The organism is Aquimarina intermedia, assembly GCF_008124785.1.
Taxonomy (GTDB): domain Bacteria; phylum Bacteroidota; class Bacteroidia; order Flavobacteriales; family Flavobacteriaceae; genus Aquimarina; species Aquimarina intermedia.
On sequence record NZ_VNHU01000001.1, the window covers coordinates 147,432 to 162,428 of the forward strand.

The following is a 14,997-nucleotide window of genomic DNA, read 5'->3' on the forward strand; positions in this document are numbered from 1 at the left end:
AGTATAAAAATCTAACCCGTATGGTTACTAAGGAAATATTAAATATATTGCTCGCATAGCCACTGTAACAATTAAAAATTTTATTCATGACGCTAACTATGAGTATTCCCGCCCTGCTATTTCCTGCAATATCACTAACTATGTTAGCGTACAATGCCAGGTACTTAGCAATATCCGCTTTGATCAGACAATTATTCAAGGAATATGAGGCATCCTCGTCAGATAATATTAAATTACAGATTAAGAATTTGAGAAAGAGATTATGGTTGATACAGCATATGCAAGCGATTGCTATTTTGAGCTTTTTGGGAAGCGTTGTTACGATGACATTTCTTTACTTAGATTATTTGCAAGTAGCTAATATTAGCTTTGGAGTAAGCCTGTTATCACTAATGATTTCGTTAACTCTATCATTTATCGAAGTACAATTATCTACCAGAGCCTTATCAATACGTTTGGATAGAATAGAAAAAAATAAGTAAGAATTCCTTATCTTGTTATAAATAAACCACTTAAAATAGATTTGTGCTAAAAAACAAACTTTTTGATAATGTTTTAAAAGATTTTGACACCGGGTACTGGGAATTAGATCCGGCATCAACTCAAATCGTATGGTCAAAGAAATTTTTTACGGCTTTGGGGTATTCAAAAAAGGATGTCACTCCGAGTTATGCTTATTTTATTGAACAATTATTACACAAAGAAGACGCGTCTCTATTTGCTAAGAATTTTGAAGCATATAGATCGCACAATCATAATTTTAAACAACATATCCGGATACTTAATAAAGAAGGAGCGTATCAACTTTTCAGGTGTGCGACTAATGATGAGCTACCAGTAAATATTCAATCCCTGGTTCAATTAATTTTCTTTTTTGAGGTAAAACTCGAACCTGAAAAAACCTTCAAAAAAGATATTTTTTATTATCGGGAGACTGCAGAAATGACCTCTACCGGAAGCTGGTATGTGGATTTCAATAAAAAACAAAGTTATTGGGATTTTGAAACCAGAAGAATACTGGAATATCCCGAAAATTATATTCCGTCACTTAAAAATTCGGCTAAATATTATGCCGATGATTCCAAACAGCAAGCGGCTGATTTATTTTTTAAGTGTGCGATGTCAGGTACTGCGTTTAATACAGAAATTAAAATGCTAACCTCCAACGGAAGGGAGTTTTGGGTAAAAGCGATTGGAAAACCTGTCTATGGAAAAGATAAAGATATAATTGGTATCAGAGGGGTTTTTCAGGACATTGATGAGGCCAAGAGAAAAGAATTGAGACTTCAAAAATCAATGGACATCATTGCCTCTCAAAATTCAAAGCTGTTTAATTTTGCTCATATTGTCTCTCATAATTTACGATCACACACGAGCAATTTATCATTATTAGTTCAACTTATTGATGATCTTGAAAATCCTAAGGAACGAGAAGAGGTAATTAATGAAGTACGCCACATATCATACAACCTTAACACCACTATAGATCACCTCAATGAAATCGTTACGATTCATACCAATAATCAGCAAGAACGAGTTCCCGTACGTCTTACCAAAGCACTTGAGCTAGTTACCAATGGTATTAGTCACATAATCAACTCTACAAAGACTGAAATTATTGCCGATTTTACCTTGCTTCCTGAGATACCTTTTATTCCTGCGTATATGGAGAGTATTTTTCTTAATCTAATTACAAATGCCATAAAATATAAGCATCCGGATCGACAACCTGTAATTCATATTAAATCATACTCGGAAGAGGGAGCAAATTATCTGAAGATTTCGGATAATGGGAGTGGTATTGATATGAAAGTGAATAAATCAAAGATATTCGGGATGTATAAAACGTTTCATGCAAATGAAGACGCCGTAGGTATTGGATTATTTATCACCAGAAATCAGATCGAGTCTATGGGCGGCACAATTAAAGTTAAGAGCGAAGTCGGTGTAGGAACTACCTTTACTATTCAGTTCTAAATCACATAAACAAAAAAGCCTCATTTGAGGCTTTTTTTAATTGTATACTCAAACGGTTGTTCAAACTGCTCCAGTATTATGTGTTCATTTGCCCCTAGACTTGAGAGACACGCAATGTATTTACCATCCCTTTATCAGAAACAGGCATAGCTGCCAGATTAATTAACATATCTCCCTCACTTACAAAGCCACGAGTTAAGGCTAGTTGATTAACATCCTCAACAGTCTCATCGGTACTTACATATTTGTCATAGAAAAATGCTTTGACTCCCCACAGCAAATTGAGTTGACATAAAATTCGTTTGTTACTGGTAAACACCAAAATATGTGCGGTAGGACGCCATGCCGAAATCTGGAACGCAGTGTATCCACTGTTGGTCAACGTACAAATTGCTTTCGCATCAATGTCATCGGCCATATGCGCTGCATGATAACAGATCGATTTTGTTATAAAACGATTCGTTCTAATATGTGGCGGATTTTGCGGAACTTTTATTAAATCTGAATGTTCAACACTTCGAATAACCTTAGACATGGTCTCAATGACCTGCACCGGATATTTACCTACCGAGGTTTCACCGGATAACATCACAGCATCTGCACCGTCCATTACAGAATTAGCCACATCATTTACTTCAGCTCTGGTTGGAGTTAAGCTATCAATCATCGTTTCCATCATCTGTGTCGCGATGATTACCGGAATACGCGCTATTTTAGCTCTTAGCACCAGTTGTTTTTGAATTAGAGGTACTTCCTGTGCAGGAATTTCAACACCCAGGTCACCACGGGCAACCATTAGTCCATCGCAATAGGAAACAATTTTATCAATATTCTCAACACCCTCCGGCTTTTCAATTTTAGCGATAATAGGAATTTTATGATCGCTGTTCTTTTTGATTAATTCCTGTAACTCCATCAAGTCTTCAGCATGTCTTACAAAGGAGAGTGCAATCCAATCTACTTTTTGCTCGCAAGCAAAGATGGCATCTTTTACATCTTTTTTGGTCAATGCCGGTAGAGAGATCTTTGTATTAGGAAGATTTACTCCTTTTTTTGAACGTAAAGGCCCCCCTTGAATAACTTTAGCTTGTACGATATCTTTTCCATTAGTGGCAACCACTTCAAACATTAGTTTTCCATCATCTAACAGAATTTTTTCACCAGCTTTTACATCCTTAGGAAATTCAGCGTAATTCATATAAACACGCTCTGCCGTACCTTCAAACGCTTTACCAGTTACAAATTCAATAGTATCCCCTTTGCTTACAACGACATCACCTTTCATCACCCCAACACGCAGCTTGGGACCTTGCAGGTCTCCAAGAATTGCTGTATTATAGCCATGCTCATCGCTTAGTTCCCGGATCATTTTGATACGCTCTTTTACGTCGGCATAATCGGCGTGTGAAAAATTGATTCTAAAAACATCAACTCCTGCATCGAGCATATCTTTAAGCACTTCTTTTGTACTTGTTGCAGGACCTAAAGTTGCAACAATTTTGGTTTTTTTACGTTTTGGCATTAGTCAAAGATTAAATTATTCTTAGATTTTAGTATGTTATAATCGACAGTATAGGCGGTGACAATTTGCATTATATTCTGAATATGCATAAGCAATGTCTTGCTTGAAAACTGTGATGCATCTGATTCAATTTTTAAAAAATAATCAACATTTTTTAATTCGGGAATCAGGTATTTAATTGTGTGATTTTGTTCGGTAACAAAAAGTCCGCTATTAACTACATCGCTAGTAACGCTTTTATGACGAAAGGTATTTGCAAAAAAAGAATACGTTGTATACTGATATTCATCATAAAACTGATAAAATGGATAATCGGCTACTACATCATCATATTTAAACTGGATGTCCCGTTCTTTGCGACAAAGCTTTATTTTGAGCATCTTATTCAACAAGAAAGCTAATCGATAGGATTCTAGAGAACAATGAATAGCAATAAGTTCATAATCATCTTCTGCAAGTGTATCTAAAACGAGTCTTTGAACAGCCACTTAATGAATTGTTTCGTTAAAATCAATGGGAAATATACAAATTAATTTTACCAAGAACTTTAAATCTTTGTGAAGATACACACCGAAAACGATTGCGTTAATATCTTTTCATTTAAAGCAACAGAATCACGCTGGTTTAAGGAATTTTACCGTCATAAGTTCCAAGAATTAGTACTCATTGATTTTTGATTGTAGTGCAAAATAAGCCCGTTTTGAAGATTTTTCTTCAGCTTTCTTTTTTGAGGTGGCTCTTGCTTTTGCGATGACTTTATTATCAATCCACAATTTTACTGCAAAATGTTTCATTTCATCTTTACCGGTGTCTTCGTAGATTTCGTAATTAAAATCTTTTTTCTCCTTTTGACACCACTCGATTAACAGACTTTTATAACTTATTATTTGACCTTCCAGACTTTCTATGTCTACATATGGATTGATTACCGCCTCTTGTATAAAACGTTCACAGTAGTTAAAGCCTCTGTCCAGATAAATGGCTCCAATAAGTGATTCGAACAAATTGCCATGAATATTGATCCCAAATTGAGATTTAGGGATATTGGTACGCACGAGTTCAATGAGTTTAAGATCTTTTCCTAATTCGTTAAGATGTTTTCTACTTACAACTTTTGCTCTCATCTTGGTCAGATAGCCTTCATTTCCTTCAGGTACTTCTTTAAAAAGATGTGCGGCAATTACGCTACTCAACATCGCGTCACCTAAGAACTCCAGACGTTCATAGTTCACCGCATTTCCCTTTTTGTCTTTTAGATTAAGGGATCTATGGGTAAATGCTTTTTCATAGTTCGCAATATTACGAGGTTTAAAACCCAGTATTTCCTGAATTCTGGAAAAAAAATTCCCGTTCTTTTCAGAGCGGGAATTTAATATGTTGCGAATAACACTCATTATTACTCGTCTAATTTTTTAAATAACACACAAGCATTATGACCTCCGAAGCCAAAAGTATTACTCATGGCGTACTTAATTTCGCGTTTTTGTGCTTTGTTCAACGTTAAATTCAATGAAGAATCTATGTTTTCATCAACCGTTGTGTGGTTAATAGTTGGAGGTACAATACTGTGCTTCATGGATAAGATTGAAGAAATCGCTTCAATCGCTCCGGCAGCACCCAGTAAGTGACCAGTCATAGACTTCGTAGAGTTAATATTGATGTTTGGTGCATGTTTTCCAAAAACTTTAGTAATAGCCTTCAATTCTGCTACATCTCCTAATGGAGTGGATGTACCGTGAGTGTTTATGGCATCTACTTCTTCTGGTTGCACACCAGCATCTCTTAAACAATTAAGCATTACGCGTTCTACACCAATACCGTCGGGATGAGGAGCTGTCATATGATATGCATCACTTGACATTCCGCCACCAACAACTTCAGCATAGATTTTAGCACCCCTTGCTTTTGCATGTTCATATTCTTCCAGTATCAACGCTCCACTACCTTCACCTAAAACAAAACCATCTCTGGTCGCATCAAAAGGTCTTGAGGCAGTTTGTGGAGTATCATTTCTGGTAGATAATGCATGCATTGCATTGAATCCTCCCATACCCGCAATTGTAACTGCAGCTTCACTTCCTCCTGTAACAATGATATCACAATGCCCTAATCTAATGTAGTTAAGTGCATCGATCATTGCATTAGCCGAAGAGGCGCAAGCAGAAACTGTGGTATAGTTGGGTCCCATAAAACCATTTCGGATGGAAATATGTCCTGGTGCTATATCGGCAATCATTTTGGGAATAAAAAATGGATTGAAACGCGGAGTTCCATCACCATTTGCGTAATTAATTACTTCTTCCTGAAATGTTTCTAAACCACCAATACCAGCACCCCAGATCACGCCAACTCTAAACTTGTCTACTTTATCCATATCAATGGCAGCATCTTTAATGGCCTCTTCTGAAGAGACAATCGCATACTGGGCAAACTTATCTAGCTTACGTGCTTCTTTTCTATCAAAATAATCTGTTGGGACGTAATTTTTGACCTCACAAGCAAATTTAGTCTTGAATTTTTCGGTGTCAAAATAAGTAATGGGAGCGCAACCGCTCTTACCATTCACTAATCCATCCCAATATTGATTAATATCGTTACCTATAGGCGTTAGTGCGCCTAGTCCTGTGACTACAACTCGCTTTAAACTCATATTTTGTGGTGAAGTTATTACTTTGCGTCTTCAATATAAGATATTGCCTGACCAACTGTAGCAATGTTCTCTGCCTGATCGTCTGGTATCTGTATATCAAATTCTTTTTCGAATTCCATTATCAATTCTACAGTGTCTAATGAATCTGCGCCTAAGTCGTTTGTGAAGCTAGCCTCATTTACTACTTCGTTTTCGTCTACTCCTAATTTGTCAACGATTATCGCTTTTACTCTTGATGCAATGTCTGACATAATGTTTAATTTTAATTTTTAATTAAGTGGCAAAAATAAAAAACTTTATTTTAAAACCCCACAATCCCTTAAAAATGTCTGTGTATTTTATCAAATATAACGAAGTATTGTGTTTTTGCTGTGTCTAAATGGATAATTATTATTTTTTTTGTACTTATAAATGATCTAGCACTCTATTGATATGAAACGTATTGTAATTTTTGCCTCAGGTTCGGGAACGAACGCCGAGAATATTATCAAATATTTTAAAGCCAATGCACTGGCAGAGGTTACACATGTCTTTTCTAATCGACCACAAGCCAAGGTGTTACGAAGGGCTCATGAACATAAAGTAAAGGCGTTACATTTTGACAGGAATTCTTTTTATGAAACAAATGAGGTGCTTAATATTCTTAAAGATGCCAAGCCGGATCTCATTGTTTTGGCGGGGTTTTTATGGATTTTTCCAAAGAAAATTATCGATGCGTTTCCGGACAAAGTAATTAATATTCATCCTGCATTACTTCCAAAATATGGTGGAAAAGGGATGTTTGGAGACCATGTTCATCATGCTGTGATCAATAATCAAGAGAAAGAAAGCGGAATTACGATCCATTTTGTAAATGAAAAGTATGATGATGGTGCAATCTTATTTCAGGCAAAAACATCTATTTCTGAAAATGACAACGCCAAAGATCTGGCTAAAGCAATACATAAATTAGAGCACAAGCATTTTCCCACAGTCATTGAAAAATTATTGTATCCCGAAGACGCACAGTAAATAGAAAAAATTCAAGAGGTTTTAATGCTGGCAGGATAAGTTCTCACGGTTTAGGAAGATGAATAAAAATCCATTACGTATACTATAGTATGGCTAAAAAAGAAAAATTCTATGTAGTTTGGGAGGGCCATCGACCTGGCATCTATACAAAATGGGAGGACTGTAAAGCAGTTATTAATGGTTTTGCTGGCGCGAAATATAAGTCCTTTGAAAATTTTGAGGTTGCTAAAAAAGCATATCAGGGCCATTATGAAGATTATAAAGGAAAAAGTAAAGCCAAACCAGTATTATCTGAAGCCCAGAAATTAAAAATTGGTGAACCTAATTTATATTCTATCGCGGTAGATGCTGCTTCAAGCGGTAACCCTGGTAAAATGGAATATCGGGGAGTGGACACACAAACGGAGAAGCAGCTTTTTCATCAAGGGCCTTTTGATCAGGGGACGAATAATATTGGAGAATATCTAGCACTGGTACACGGTCTTGCTTATTTAAAGAAGATAAATAGTGATCGTATTTTATATACAGATTCTAGAATCGCCATGAGCTGGGTTCGACAAAAAACTTGTAAAACCAAACTTGTCAAAACCAGTAAAAATCAAAAGGTTTTTGATTTAATAGATCGAGCTACACAATGGTTAAAAAACAATGCATATACAACTAAAATAGTCAAATGGGAAACCAAAGCCTGGGGCGAAATTCCGGCAGATTTTGGGAGGAAGTGAGATAGTCTTGCCCTTCAATAAATTTAGTCAAACTTATTTTTATGCATCCTTTAATTATAATATCACTTAGTGTTGTAGGAGTTATTCTGATTATTCCTATTTACTTTTTATACAAACCAGCCAAAAAAATCAATAACCTATATGGATATCGCACACCTAGATCTATGATAAATCAAAAAAACTGGGATATCGCTCAAGAGTATTTTCCGAAAAAATTATTTTGGTTTAGTTTATTTTCCGTTGCAGTTCTATTGATTTTATCAATTTTTATAAGCTTATCTGCGGCTTTACTTATTGCTATGGGATTATGGTTAATAAGTTCTTTTGTAACGATATTATTAACGGAAATGCATTTAAAAAGATTGAATAAAAAATGAAAAGACTCACTTTATTACTACTATGTAGTGTAAGCTATTATGTTTCCAACGCACAAGTTATTACAGGGATTTGGGAAGGGGTTTTAGAAGTTCAAAACACTAAATTGCCTTTAGTCTTTAAGATACATAAAAAAGGGAGTCTATATGTATCCACTATGGACAGTCCTGCGCAAGGCGCAAAAGATATACCCGTAGATACAACATTGGTAAAAGGAGAAGTGATTACCTTTTCAATTAAAAATGCTGGTATTTCTTATGAAGGAAAGGTTAAAAATGACAGCTTAATTTCTGGTGCGTTTAAACAGTCTGGTGCTGTATTGCCTTTAAATCTTTTAAAAAAAAAGATCAAGAACAAAGAGTAAACAGACCACAAGAGCCTATTCCACCATTTACTTATAAAAGTGAACTTATTTCTTTTCAGAATAAAGAAGGTATAAACTTATCGGGCACACTATCCTTTCCTGATGAAATAGATAAAACCTTTCCTATAGTTATCTTAATTAGTGGTAGTGGTCCGCAGAACCGAGATTCTGAAGTATTTGGACATAAACCGTTTTTGGTCATTACAGATTATTTAGTAAAAAATAAGATAGCTGTTTTACGATTTGATGATCGTGGAGTGGGACAATCACAAGGAGATTTTTCTAAAGCAACTACTCTAGATTTCGCTGATGATGTAGCATCCGCCGTTGATTATCTTTCTAGTAGAAAGGATTTTAATTTCAAAGAAATTGGCTTAATTGGTCATAGCGAAGGAGGAATTATAGCGGCGATGGTCGCAAACAAAAGAGATGCAGTCGATTTTATAATTTTACTGGCTTCTCCTGGTTTAAAAGGTAAAGAACTACTGTTGTCTCAGTCAGAAGCACTGCTTAAAAAAAGCGGAATGAGTAATGTTGAAATAGCAAAAATTGAAAGAATTAATCGCGAATCTTATTCCTATGTAGAAAGAATTAAAAAAAGAAATAAATTGAGAAAGAAGCTGAAAAGTCATTTGGAAAATGCACTAAAAAAGTATAATTTTTTATATCAAAAGCCAACACAGATTAGCGATCAACAGTTTATCGATAACTTAGTCAACCAAATGTCATCTCCATGGTTCACTTTTTTTGTAAAATATAACCCTGAAAAGCATTTAAAAAAGGTGAAGTGTCCAGTTTTGGCAATAAACGGAGAGCATGACTTGCAGGTACTCCCTTATGATAATTTAATTGCTATAGATAAAGCTCTAAGTAGAGGGAAGAATAAAAATTATAATATAAAGACAATACCTGATTTAAATCATTTGTTTCAAGAGAGCGAGACAGGTTTGCCAATTGAATATCAGAAGATAGAACAAACTTTTTCTTCCAAAGTGTTAAAACTTATGGTAGATTGGATAAAAGAAAATAAAGTTATTACTGTTAAGTAATTTAATGGCTGCCAAACCCTTGGGCGAAATCCCGGCAGATTTTGGGAGGAAGTGATTCATAATCCTTAGACTTACATATGATTAGATTTTTTAGTTTATTGTTTATTTTACTTCTTGCAAGTTCATGTAAAGAAGTTAAGAAGGTTGATATAGAAAAAATCAAATCTAATGAATCGGAGCAGAAAGTTTCAGTTAAAGCCTTAAACACGGTAAAAAAGAAGGAGGCATTTTTAGAACAGATTTTTATAGACGATCAAAAAGCGAGAGATCCAGAAGTAGCGCTAGAGATTTTAAAAAAGAATAATTTTGATAAAATTCTTATTCGTACAGGCAATATGTCAATAGAATGAACTATGTCGACGATCAAAATTTTATAAAGATTATGCAATACCTCGAGGCATATGGGTATCATGATGATGCTATCAAAAGTATAAAAGCTAGGTCGGCGGTTGCAACTGTGACATTACACCAACAGCCAAACAATAAATTATTAGTGTACCCCTATTTGAAAAAGGCCTACGAGCAAGGTAATTTGGAGGCTGAAAAATTTTCTTTTGTATTAAATAGAATGCACATTAACAAATTTGGTAAAAGCTATATACATGCTAGAACAGAAGAACAAAATATTGTTGAGTTATTAGATATATTGGGTTTAGAATAATTTTTAGAATTAATGTGTTTAACTTTCAGAAAGTCTTTTAAAAGATTTTTGATATATACTACATAAAAAAATGCCCTGAAATTTACTTCAGGGCATTTAGTTCTCTTACGAAACTGACTTATTGAACAATTCCATGTGTTTTATTGTTGGTTAGTATTAACTACCACAAGGACCAAGGTTATTCCATCCAGTGGATGTTCTTTCATATAAGTCTCCGTTGTAAGTAACCTGATCTCCTACAGCATAAGAAGTACTGCCATTATATGGAGCTACACCATCACATTTATCAACTACCGGGCTGCTTCCACATGCACCAAGGTTGTTCCACCCAGTGGATGTTCTTTCATATAAATCTCCGTTATAAGTAACCTGATCACCAACAGCATAAGAAGTACTGCCATTATAGGGAGCTACACCATCGCATATGTCGTTACTTGGAGTTCCACTAAAAGGATAAATAGTTCCGATAAAGGATTTATCAGTACTCGATAAAACTGTATTTCTTCCAACAGCAACTCCATCTAATGTGTGTTCTGCCGGAATTGGGTAATGCATAATAGATTTAGGGTCATACACACTATAGTTAGAAGAACTAGCTTCATAACGTCTGAACAGGTTATTATCAACCTGCGCTCTACTCCAGTTATTTGGAGGTCCTGCATAATACGCATACACTGCTTCTTTATCCCAGTTGATTCCGGCAACAGGATTTTGATGTTCATGGATTAACCCAAGCGCATGTCCAAATTCATGAATGGTAGTTCGACTAAATTCACTATCTGTAGTGGTATCGTTAAACCATCCAAAGTGCATACTTCGAGAATAACTGTTAGAATCTGTTCCTAAATAAGACCAAGATCCACCGTCATTTGCATATGCACCTTCTTTGAACGTAATTTTAATGTTTGCAGCCGTACTACTGTTTGATGCTAGAAATACAAGTTTTACATTAGCAAATTGTTCCCATTCTTTAGCATACTGTTGTACTTTGGATTGTACGAAATTGTTTCCGTTTAAGAATTTAACATAGATTGTTTGACCTGCATCCCATTCTTTAGCTTTGACACTTGCTGCTTTTGTATTAAGTTTTGCATCCCACTTTTCTACACACACATGTGCATTTTTGATGACTTCAGAATCTAAGGAGATTTCTGTGAGCTCTTTAGAATCCTTTTCGCAGCTAAATAAAAAGGTTGACATGATCGCAACTACAAATAGTTTAGCTAATAATAATTTTTTCATTTAAGTATGAGTTTATGTTAAGGCGGCAAAGAGAAGCAGCTTTACTGTTTTTTCACAATTTTTTAACATTTTTTATTTTTTCTTTTCACAGAAAGCAGCAAAAGTATGTTGATTAAACAGTCTTAGCGGTAAAAACTTATCGTATAATTATCTTTCTCCCTGGGTGATTTACAAACGCGAATTCTCTTATTTTATCGATATTCCATGTAATAATGGCAAGCTATTTGATTTCTTATCTATTCTAAAAACTAAAACTTATATTTGCAAAAAAATATTACGCTATTTATGAGTAAATTACTGATTGTAGGCTCTATTGCCTTTGATGCCATTGAAACTCCATTTGGAAAAACTGATAAAATCTTAGGAGGAGCTGCACCGTTTATTGGACTTGCCGCTTCTACTTTTAACATACCTTCGGCTATTGTTTCTGTTGTGGGAGAGGATTTTCCAGAAGAATACTTAAAAATGTTACAGGATAGAAGCATCGATACCGAAGCGGTAGAAGTTGTTAAAGGAGGAAAGACTTTCTTCTGGAGTGGTAAATATCATAACGACCTCAACTCCAGAGATACATTGGATACGCAACTTAATGTGTTGGCAGATTTTAACCCTATCGTTCCGGATCATTATAAAGATGCCGAAATTGTGATGTTAGGAAACTTAAATCCGTTGGTACAGCTTAGTGTCCTGGAGCAAATGACTGTAAAACCAAAGTTGGCTATCTTGGATACTATGAATTTTTGGATGGAAGATATGTTTATTGAGGATTTACGTAAAGTAATTGCCAAAGTAGATGTAATAACGATAAATGATGAAGAGGCAAGACAGCTTAGTGGAGAGTACTCTTTGGTTAAAGCTGCTCGTGCGATTGAAAAGATGGGGCCTAACTACGTAATCATTAAAAAAGGTGAACACGGAGCGTTATTGTTTCATAATGAGCAAATATTTTTTGCTCCTGCTCTACCGTTAGAAGAGGTTTTTGATCCTACCGGTGCAGGGGATACGTTTGCAGGTGGATTTTCTGGATACCTTACAAAAACGAATGACATCTCTTTTGAGAATATGAAAAAAGCAATTATCCATGCCTCCAATTTAGCTTCCTTTAGCGTAGAAAAATTTGGAACCGAACGCATGCAAGAGTTGGAAAGAGAGGAAATAAAAAAACGCTTACAGGAATTCAAAGAATTGACACAATTCGAAATTGAATTAACATAGCAATATTTTAAGCCCTAGCCATTATGCACTAGGGTTTTTTATTTAAGTGGAAACACAACAACTAGAATTTTAGATATATAATGAGTGACGCTTTAAAACATGAATGTGGTATCGCAATGATCCGATTGCTGAAGCCTTTGGAATACTACAAGAAAAAATACGGAAGTGCATTTTACGGAGTAAATAAAATGTACTTGATGATGGAGAAGCAGCATAATCGTGGTCAGGATGGCGCCGGACTAGCAAGTATCAAGTTAGATACATTACCTGGAGAACGTTATATCAGCCGAATTCGTTCTAGTGAACCACAACCTATACAAGATATTTTTTCTCAGATCAATGATCGTATCAATACGGAGTTGACTGCAAATCCGCAATATAGTGATGATGTTACTTGGCAGAAAAAAAATGTTCCTTATATCGGTGAAGTATTGTTAGGTCATGTACGTTATGGAACTTTTGGTCAAAATAGTGTAGAGAGTGTTCATCCTTTTTTGAGACAAAACAACTGGATGCACCGTAATCTAATTGTTGCCGGAAACTTTAATATGACAAACAATGATTTGTTGTTCAAAAACTTAGTGAAACTGGGTCAACATCCTAAAGACAGAGTGGATACAATCACTGTGATGGAAAAAATTGGCCATTTTCTGGATTCTGAAGTAGCCAAACTATATAAGAAACTTAAGAAAGAAGGTTTTAGTAAAGTGGACGCCTCTCCTGAGATCGCAGAACGACTTAATGTTGCTAAAATTTTGAAAAAATCATCTCGTGATTGGGATGGAGGTTATGCTATGGCAGGGATGTTGGGACATGGGGATGCTTTTGTTTTGAGAGATCCGGCAGGAATTAGACCTACCTACTATTATCAGGATGAAGAGGTTGTTGTTGTGGCTTCGGAGCGACCGGTTATACAAACAGTTTTTAATGTTGATTTTGAAAATGTAAAGGAATTAGATCCGGGTAAAGCAATTATTATAAAAAAGAGCGGAGAGACTTCGATCCAACGAATTATAGCGCCTTTAGAACGTAAGGCCTGTTCTTTTGAGCGCATTTATTTTTCAAGAGGTAGTGATGCCGAAATTTATGAAGAACGCAAAATGCTTGGAAAATTGATTATGCCTCAGGTGCTCAAAGAAATTAATCACGATACTATAAACACGGTATTTTCTTTTATTCCCAATACGGCAGAGACCTCTTTTTATGGCATGGTCGAGGCTGCTCAGGATGAATTGAACAAGCAGAAGAACGAAACCATTCTGGCGGAAAAAGAGCAGCTAACAAACGAACGTTTAAAAGAAATTTTATCACATCGTTTACGTACCGAAAAAATAGCTATCAAAGACGCAAAGCTTCGTACATTCATTACAGAAGATAGTAGTCGAGATGATTTGGTAGCACACGTATATGATATTACGTACGGAGTTGTCAAGGCTGAAGATAATTTGGTAATTATTGATGATAGTATTGTAAGAGGAACGACACTTAAGAAGAGTATTATTAAAATGCTGGATCGCTTGCAACCCAAGAAGATTATTGTTGTATCATCAGCGCCACAAATTCGTTATCCCGACTGCTATGGTATTGATATGGCTAACTTGGAAGGGCTCATAGCGTTTAACGCAGCTCTTGAGTTGCTGAAAGAGGATGGCAACTATGATTTGGTGGAAAAGGTATACGAAAAATGTAAATCGCAAGAAAACTTTGAAGATTCGGATGTTCAGAATTATGTAAAAGAAATCTATGCAAACTTTTCAGATCAAGAGGTTAGTGATAAGATTGCAGAGCTTTTAAGCGAAGAATCAGTAACAACAGATGTAAAAATTATCTATCAAACAGTTGATAACCTCCATAAAGCATGTCCAAAAAATCTTGGAGATTGGTATTTTACAGGAGATTATCCAACCGTGGGTGGAAATCGGGTCGTAAATCGTGCGTTTATCAATTTTTACGAAGGAAAAAATGAAAGAGCGTATTAACAAGATAAAAATTATTTGTGTTAAATTTTTAAATTTTGTGTAGTTCAACAAGTATTTTGACCGTTTGTCTAAAACATTTTTCCACAAGGAAATAACGCTTTATATTAGCAGAGCCATAGCATAAGTAGGTTAAGTTCATGGTAGATTTGGGGCAAAAAAAGGTGGATCTTCCACCTTTTTTTATTTTATAAAAGTTTTACTTTTTTAGCATCGCGCACGCTCAAAGT

General features: G+C 35.4%; 17 protein-coding genes. 11 read left to right on the top strand and 6 right to left on the bottom strand.

Annotated elements, in window-relative coordinates:
• Positions 1-86: 86 nt before the first annotated feature.
• Together BD809_RS00535 and BD809_RS00540 are read left to right on the top strand one after the other, a co-directional pair.
• Positions 87-482, top strand: a complete 396-nt coding sequence (locus BD809_RS00535; protein WP_148780999.1) for a DUF2721 domain-containing protein — start codon at positions 87-89, stop codon at positions 480-482.
• A 43-nt stretch (positions 483-525) separates the two neighbouring features.
• Positions 526-1,977 (top strand): PAS domain-containing sensor histidine kinase, encoded by a 1,452-nt coding sequence (locus BD809_RS00540; protein WP_148781000.1) that lies wholly within the window; start codon positions 526-528, stop codon positions 1,975-1,977.
• A 94-nt stretch (positions 1,978-2,071) separates the two neighbouring features.
• Here BD809_RS00540 and pyk read toward each other — a convergent pair whose 3' ends face one another.
• The 5 genes from pyk to BD809_RS00565 all read right to left on the bottom strand — a co-directional run bounded on the left by pyk (position 2,072) and on the right by BD809_RS00565 (position 6,400).
• A complete protein-coding gene (pyk, locus tag BD809_RS00545; protein ID WP_148781001.1) occupies positions 2,072-3,499 on the bottom strand; it encodes a pyruvate kinase in 1,428 nt (475 codons plus the stop codon).
• Positions 3,499-3,987 (bottom strand): IPExxxVDY family protein, encoded by a 489-nt coding sequence (locus BD809_RS00550; RefSeq protein ID WP_148781002.1) that lies wholly within the window; start codon positions 3,985-3,987, stop codon positions 3,499-3,501. The genes pyk and BD809_RS00550 overlap by 1 nt, the downstream gene beginning before the upstream one ends.
• 168 nt (positions 3,988-4,155) lie before the next feature.
• The gene (gene rnc / locus BD809_RS00555; RefSeq protein ID WP_148781003.1) at positions 4,156-4,893 is read right to left on the bottom strand and encodes a ribonuclease III; all 738 of its coding nucleotides are present in this window, start codon (positions 4,891-4,893) and stop codon (positions 4,156-4,158) included.
• Positions 4,894-4,895: 2 nt separating this feature from the next.
• Positions 4,896-6,149 (bottom strand): beta-ketoacyl-ACP synthase II, encoded by a 1,254-nt coding sequence (gene fabF, locus BD809_RS00560; protein WP_148781004.1) that lies wholly within the window; start codon positions 6,147-6,149, stop codon positions 4,896-4,898.
• Between the two features lie 17 nt (positions 6,150-6,166).
• A complete protein-coding gene (locus BD809_RS00565; protein ID WP_024768509.1) occupies positions 6,167-6,400 on the bottom strand; it encodes an acyl carrier protein in 234 nt (77 codons plus the stop codon).
• A 181-nt stretch (positions 6,401-6,581) separates the two neighbouring features.
• Between BD809_RS00565 and purN the strand changes: the two genes are divergently transcribed.
• From purN to BD809_RS00595, 7 genes are all read left to right on the top strand, one after another.
• Positions 6,582-7,160 (top strand): phosphoribosylglycinamide formyltransferase, encoded by a 579-nt coding sequence (gene purN, locus BD809_RS00570; RefSeq protein ID WP_148781005.1) that lies wholly within the window; start codon positions 6,582-6,584, stop codon positions 7,158-7,160.
• Positions 7,161-7,249: 89 nt separating this feature from the next.
• Positions 7,250-7,885, top strand: a complete 636-nt coding sequence (locus tag BD809_RS00575) for a ribonuclease H1 domain-containing protein (RefSeq protein WP_148781006.1) — start codon at positions 7,250-7,252, stop codon at positions 7,883-7,885.
• A gap of 41 nt (positions 7,886-7,926) precedes the next feature.
• Positions 7,927-8,262, top strand: a complete 336-nt coding sequence (locus BD809_RS00580) for an SdpI family protein (protein ID WP_148781007.1) — start codon at positions 7,927-7,929, stop codon at positions 8,260-8,262.
• Positions 8,259-8,624, top strand: coding sequence for a hypothetical protein (locus BD809_RS15775; RefSeq protein ID WP_246131385.1), 366 nt, complete (start codon positions 8,259-8,261; stop codon positions 8,622-8,624). Before BD809_RS00580 ends, BD809_RS15775 begins: the two co-directional genes overlap by 4 nt.
• 125 nt (positions 8,625-8,749) lie before the next feature.
• Positions 8,750-9,673: an alpha/beta hydrolase family protein gene (locus BD809_RS15785; protein WP_394348842.1), complete on the top strand. Its 924-nt coding sequence runs from the start codon at positions 8,750-8,752 to the stop codon at positions 9,671-9,673.
• A gap of 77 nt (positions 9,674-9,750) precedes the next feature.
• Entirely contained in the window at positions 9,751-10,023 is a 273-nt protein-coding gene (locus tag BD809_RS00590; RefSeq protein ID WP_148781008.1) for a hypothetical protein, read from the top strand.
• Positions 10,020-10,334, top strand: coding sequence for a hypothetical protein (locus BD809_RS00595; RefSeq protein ID WP_148781009.1), 315 nt, complete (start codon positions 10,020-10,022; stop codon positions 10,332-10,334). Before BD809_RS00590 ends, BD809_RS00595 begins: the two co-directional genes overlap by 4 nt.
• A gap of 156 nt (positions 10,335-10,490) precedes the next feature.
• On the opposite strand, the gene BD809_RS00600 is transcribed toward BD809_RS00595, so the two are convergent.
• Positions 10,491-11,576 carry a M12 family metallopeptidase gene (locus tag BD809_RS00600; RefSeq protein WP_148781010.1) on the bottom strand — a complete coding sequence of 362 codons (1,086 nt, stop codon included), beginning with the start codon at positions 11,574-11,576 and terminating at the stop codon, positions 10,491-10,493.
• Positions 11,577-11,861: 285 nt separating this feature from the next.
• Here BD809_RS00600 and BD809_RS00605 point away from each other — a divergent pair, with 285 nt between their 5' ends.
• Entirely contained in the window at positions 11,862-12,791 is a 930-nt protein-coding gene (locus tag BD809_RS00605; protein ID WP_148781011.1) for a PfkB family carbohydrate kinase, read from the top strand.
• A gap of 80 nt (positions 12,792-12,871) precedes the next feature.
• Positions 12,872-14,770 carry an amidophosphoribosyltransferase gene (locus BD809_RS00610; protein WP_148781012.1) on the top strand — a complete coding sequence of 633 codons (1,899 nt, stop codon included), beginning with the start codon at positions 12,872-12,874 and terminating at the stop codon, positions 14,768-14,770.
• Positions 14,771-14,997: the final 227 nt, after the last annotated feature.

What these genes read in the sequence shown, in the direction of transcription:
- BD809_RS00535 (WP_148780999.1), top strand. Translation starts at nt 87, where the DNA reads ATGACGCTAACTATGAGTATTCCCGCCCTGCTATTTCCTGCAATATCA.
- pyk (WP_148781001.1), bottom strand. Translation starts at nt 3,499, where the DNA reads ATGCCAAAACGTAAAAAAACCAAAATTGTTGCAACTTTAGGTCCTGCA.
- rnc (WP_148781003.1), bottom strand. Translation starts at nt 4,893, where the DNA reads ATGAGTGTTATTCGCAACATATTAAATTCCCGCTCTGAAAAGAACGGG.
- fabF (WP_148781004.1), bottom strand. Translation starts at nt 6,149, where the DNA reads ATGAGTTTAAAGCGAGTTGTAGTCACAGGACTAGGCGCACTAACGCCT.
- BD809_RS00565 (WP_024768509.1), bottom strand. Translation starts at nt 6,400, where the DNA reads ATGTCAGACATTGCATCAAGAGTAAAAGCGATAATCGTTGACAAATTA.
- purN (WP_148781005.1), top strand. Translation starts at nt 6,582, where the DNA reads ATGAAACGTATTGTAATTTTTGCCTCAGGTTCGGGAACGAACGCCGAG.
- BD809_RS00575 (WP_148781006.1), top strand. Translation starts at nt 7,250, where the DNA reads ATGGCTAAAAAAGAAAAATTCTATGTAGTTTGGGAGGGCCATCGACCT.
- BD809_RS00580 (WP_148781007.1), top strand. Translation starts at nt 7,927, where the DNA reads ATGCATCCTTTAATTATAATATCACTTAGTGTTGTAGGAGTTATTCTG.
- BD809_RS15775 (WP_246131385.1), top strand. Translation starts at nt 8,259, where the DNA reads ATGAAAAGACTCACTTTATTACTACTATGTAGTGTAAGCTATTATGTT.
- BD809_RS00590 (WP_148781008.1), top strand. Translation starts at nt 9,751, where the DNA reads ATGATTAGATTTTTTAGTTTATTGTTTATTTTACTTCTTGCAAGTTCA.
- BD809_RS00595 (WP_148781009.1), top strand. Translation starts at nt 10,020, where the DNA reads ATGAACTATGTCGACGATCAAAATTTTATAAAGATTATGCAATACCTC.
- BD809_RS00600 (WP_148781010.1), bottom strand. Translation starts at nt 11,576, where the DNA reads ATGAAAAAATTATTATTAGCTAAACTATTTGTAGTTGCGATCATGTCA.
- BD809_RS00605 (WP_148781011.1), top strand. Translation starts at nt 11,862, where the DNA reads ATGAGTAAATTACTGATTGTAGGCTCTATTGCCTTTGATGCCATTGAA.
- BD809_RS00610 (WP_148781012.1), top strand. Translation starts at nt 12,872, where the DNA reads ATGAGTGACGCTTTAAAACATGAATGTGGTATCGCAATGATCCGATTG.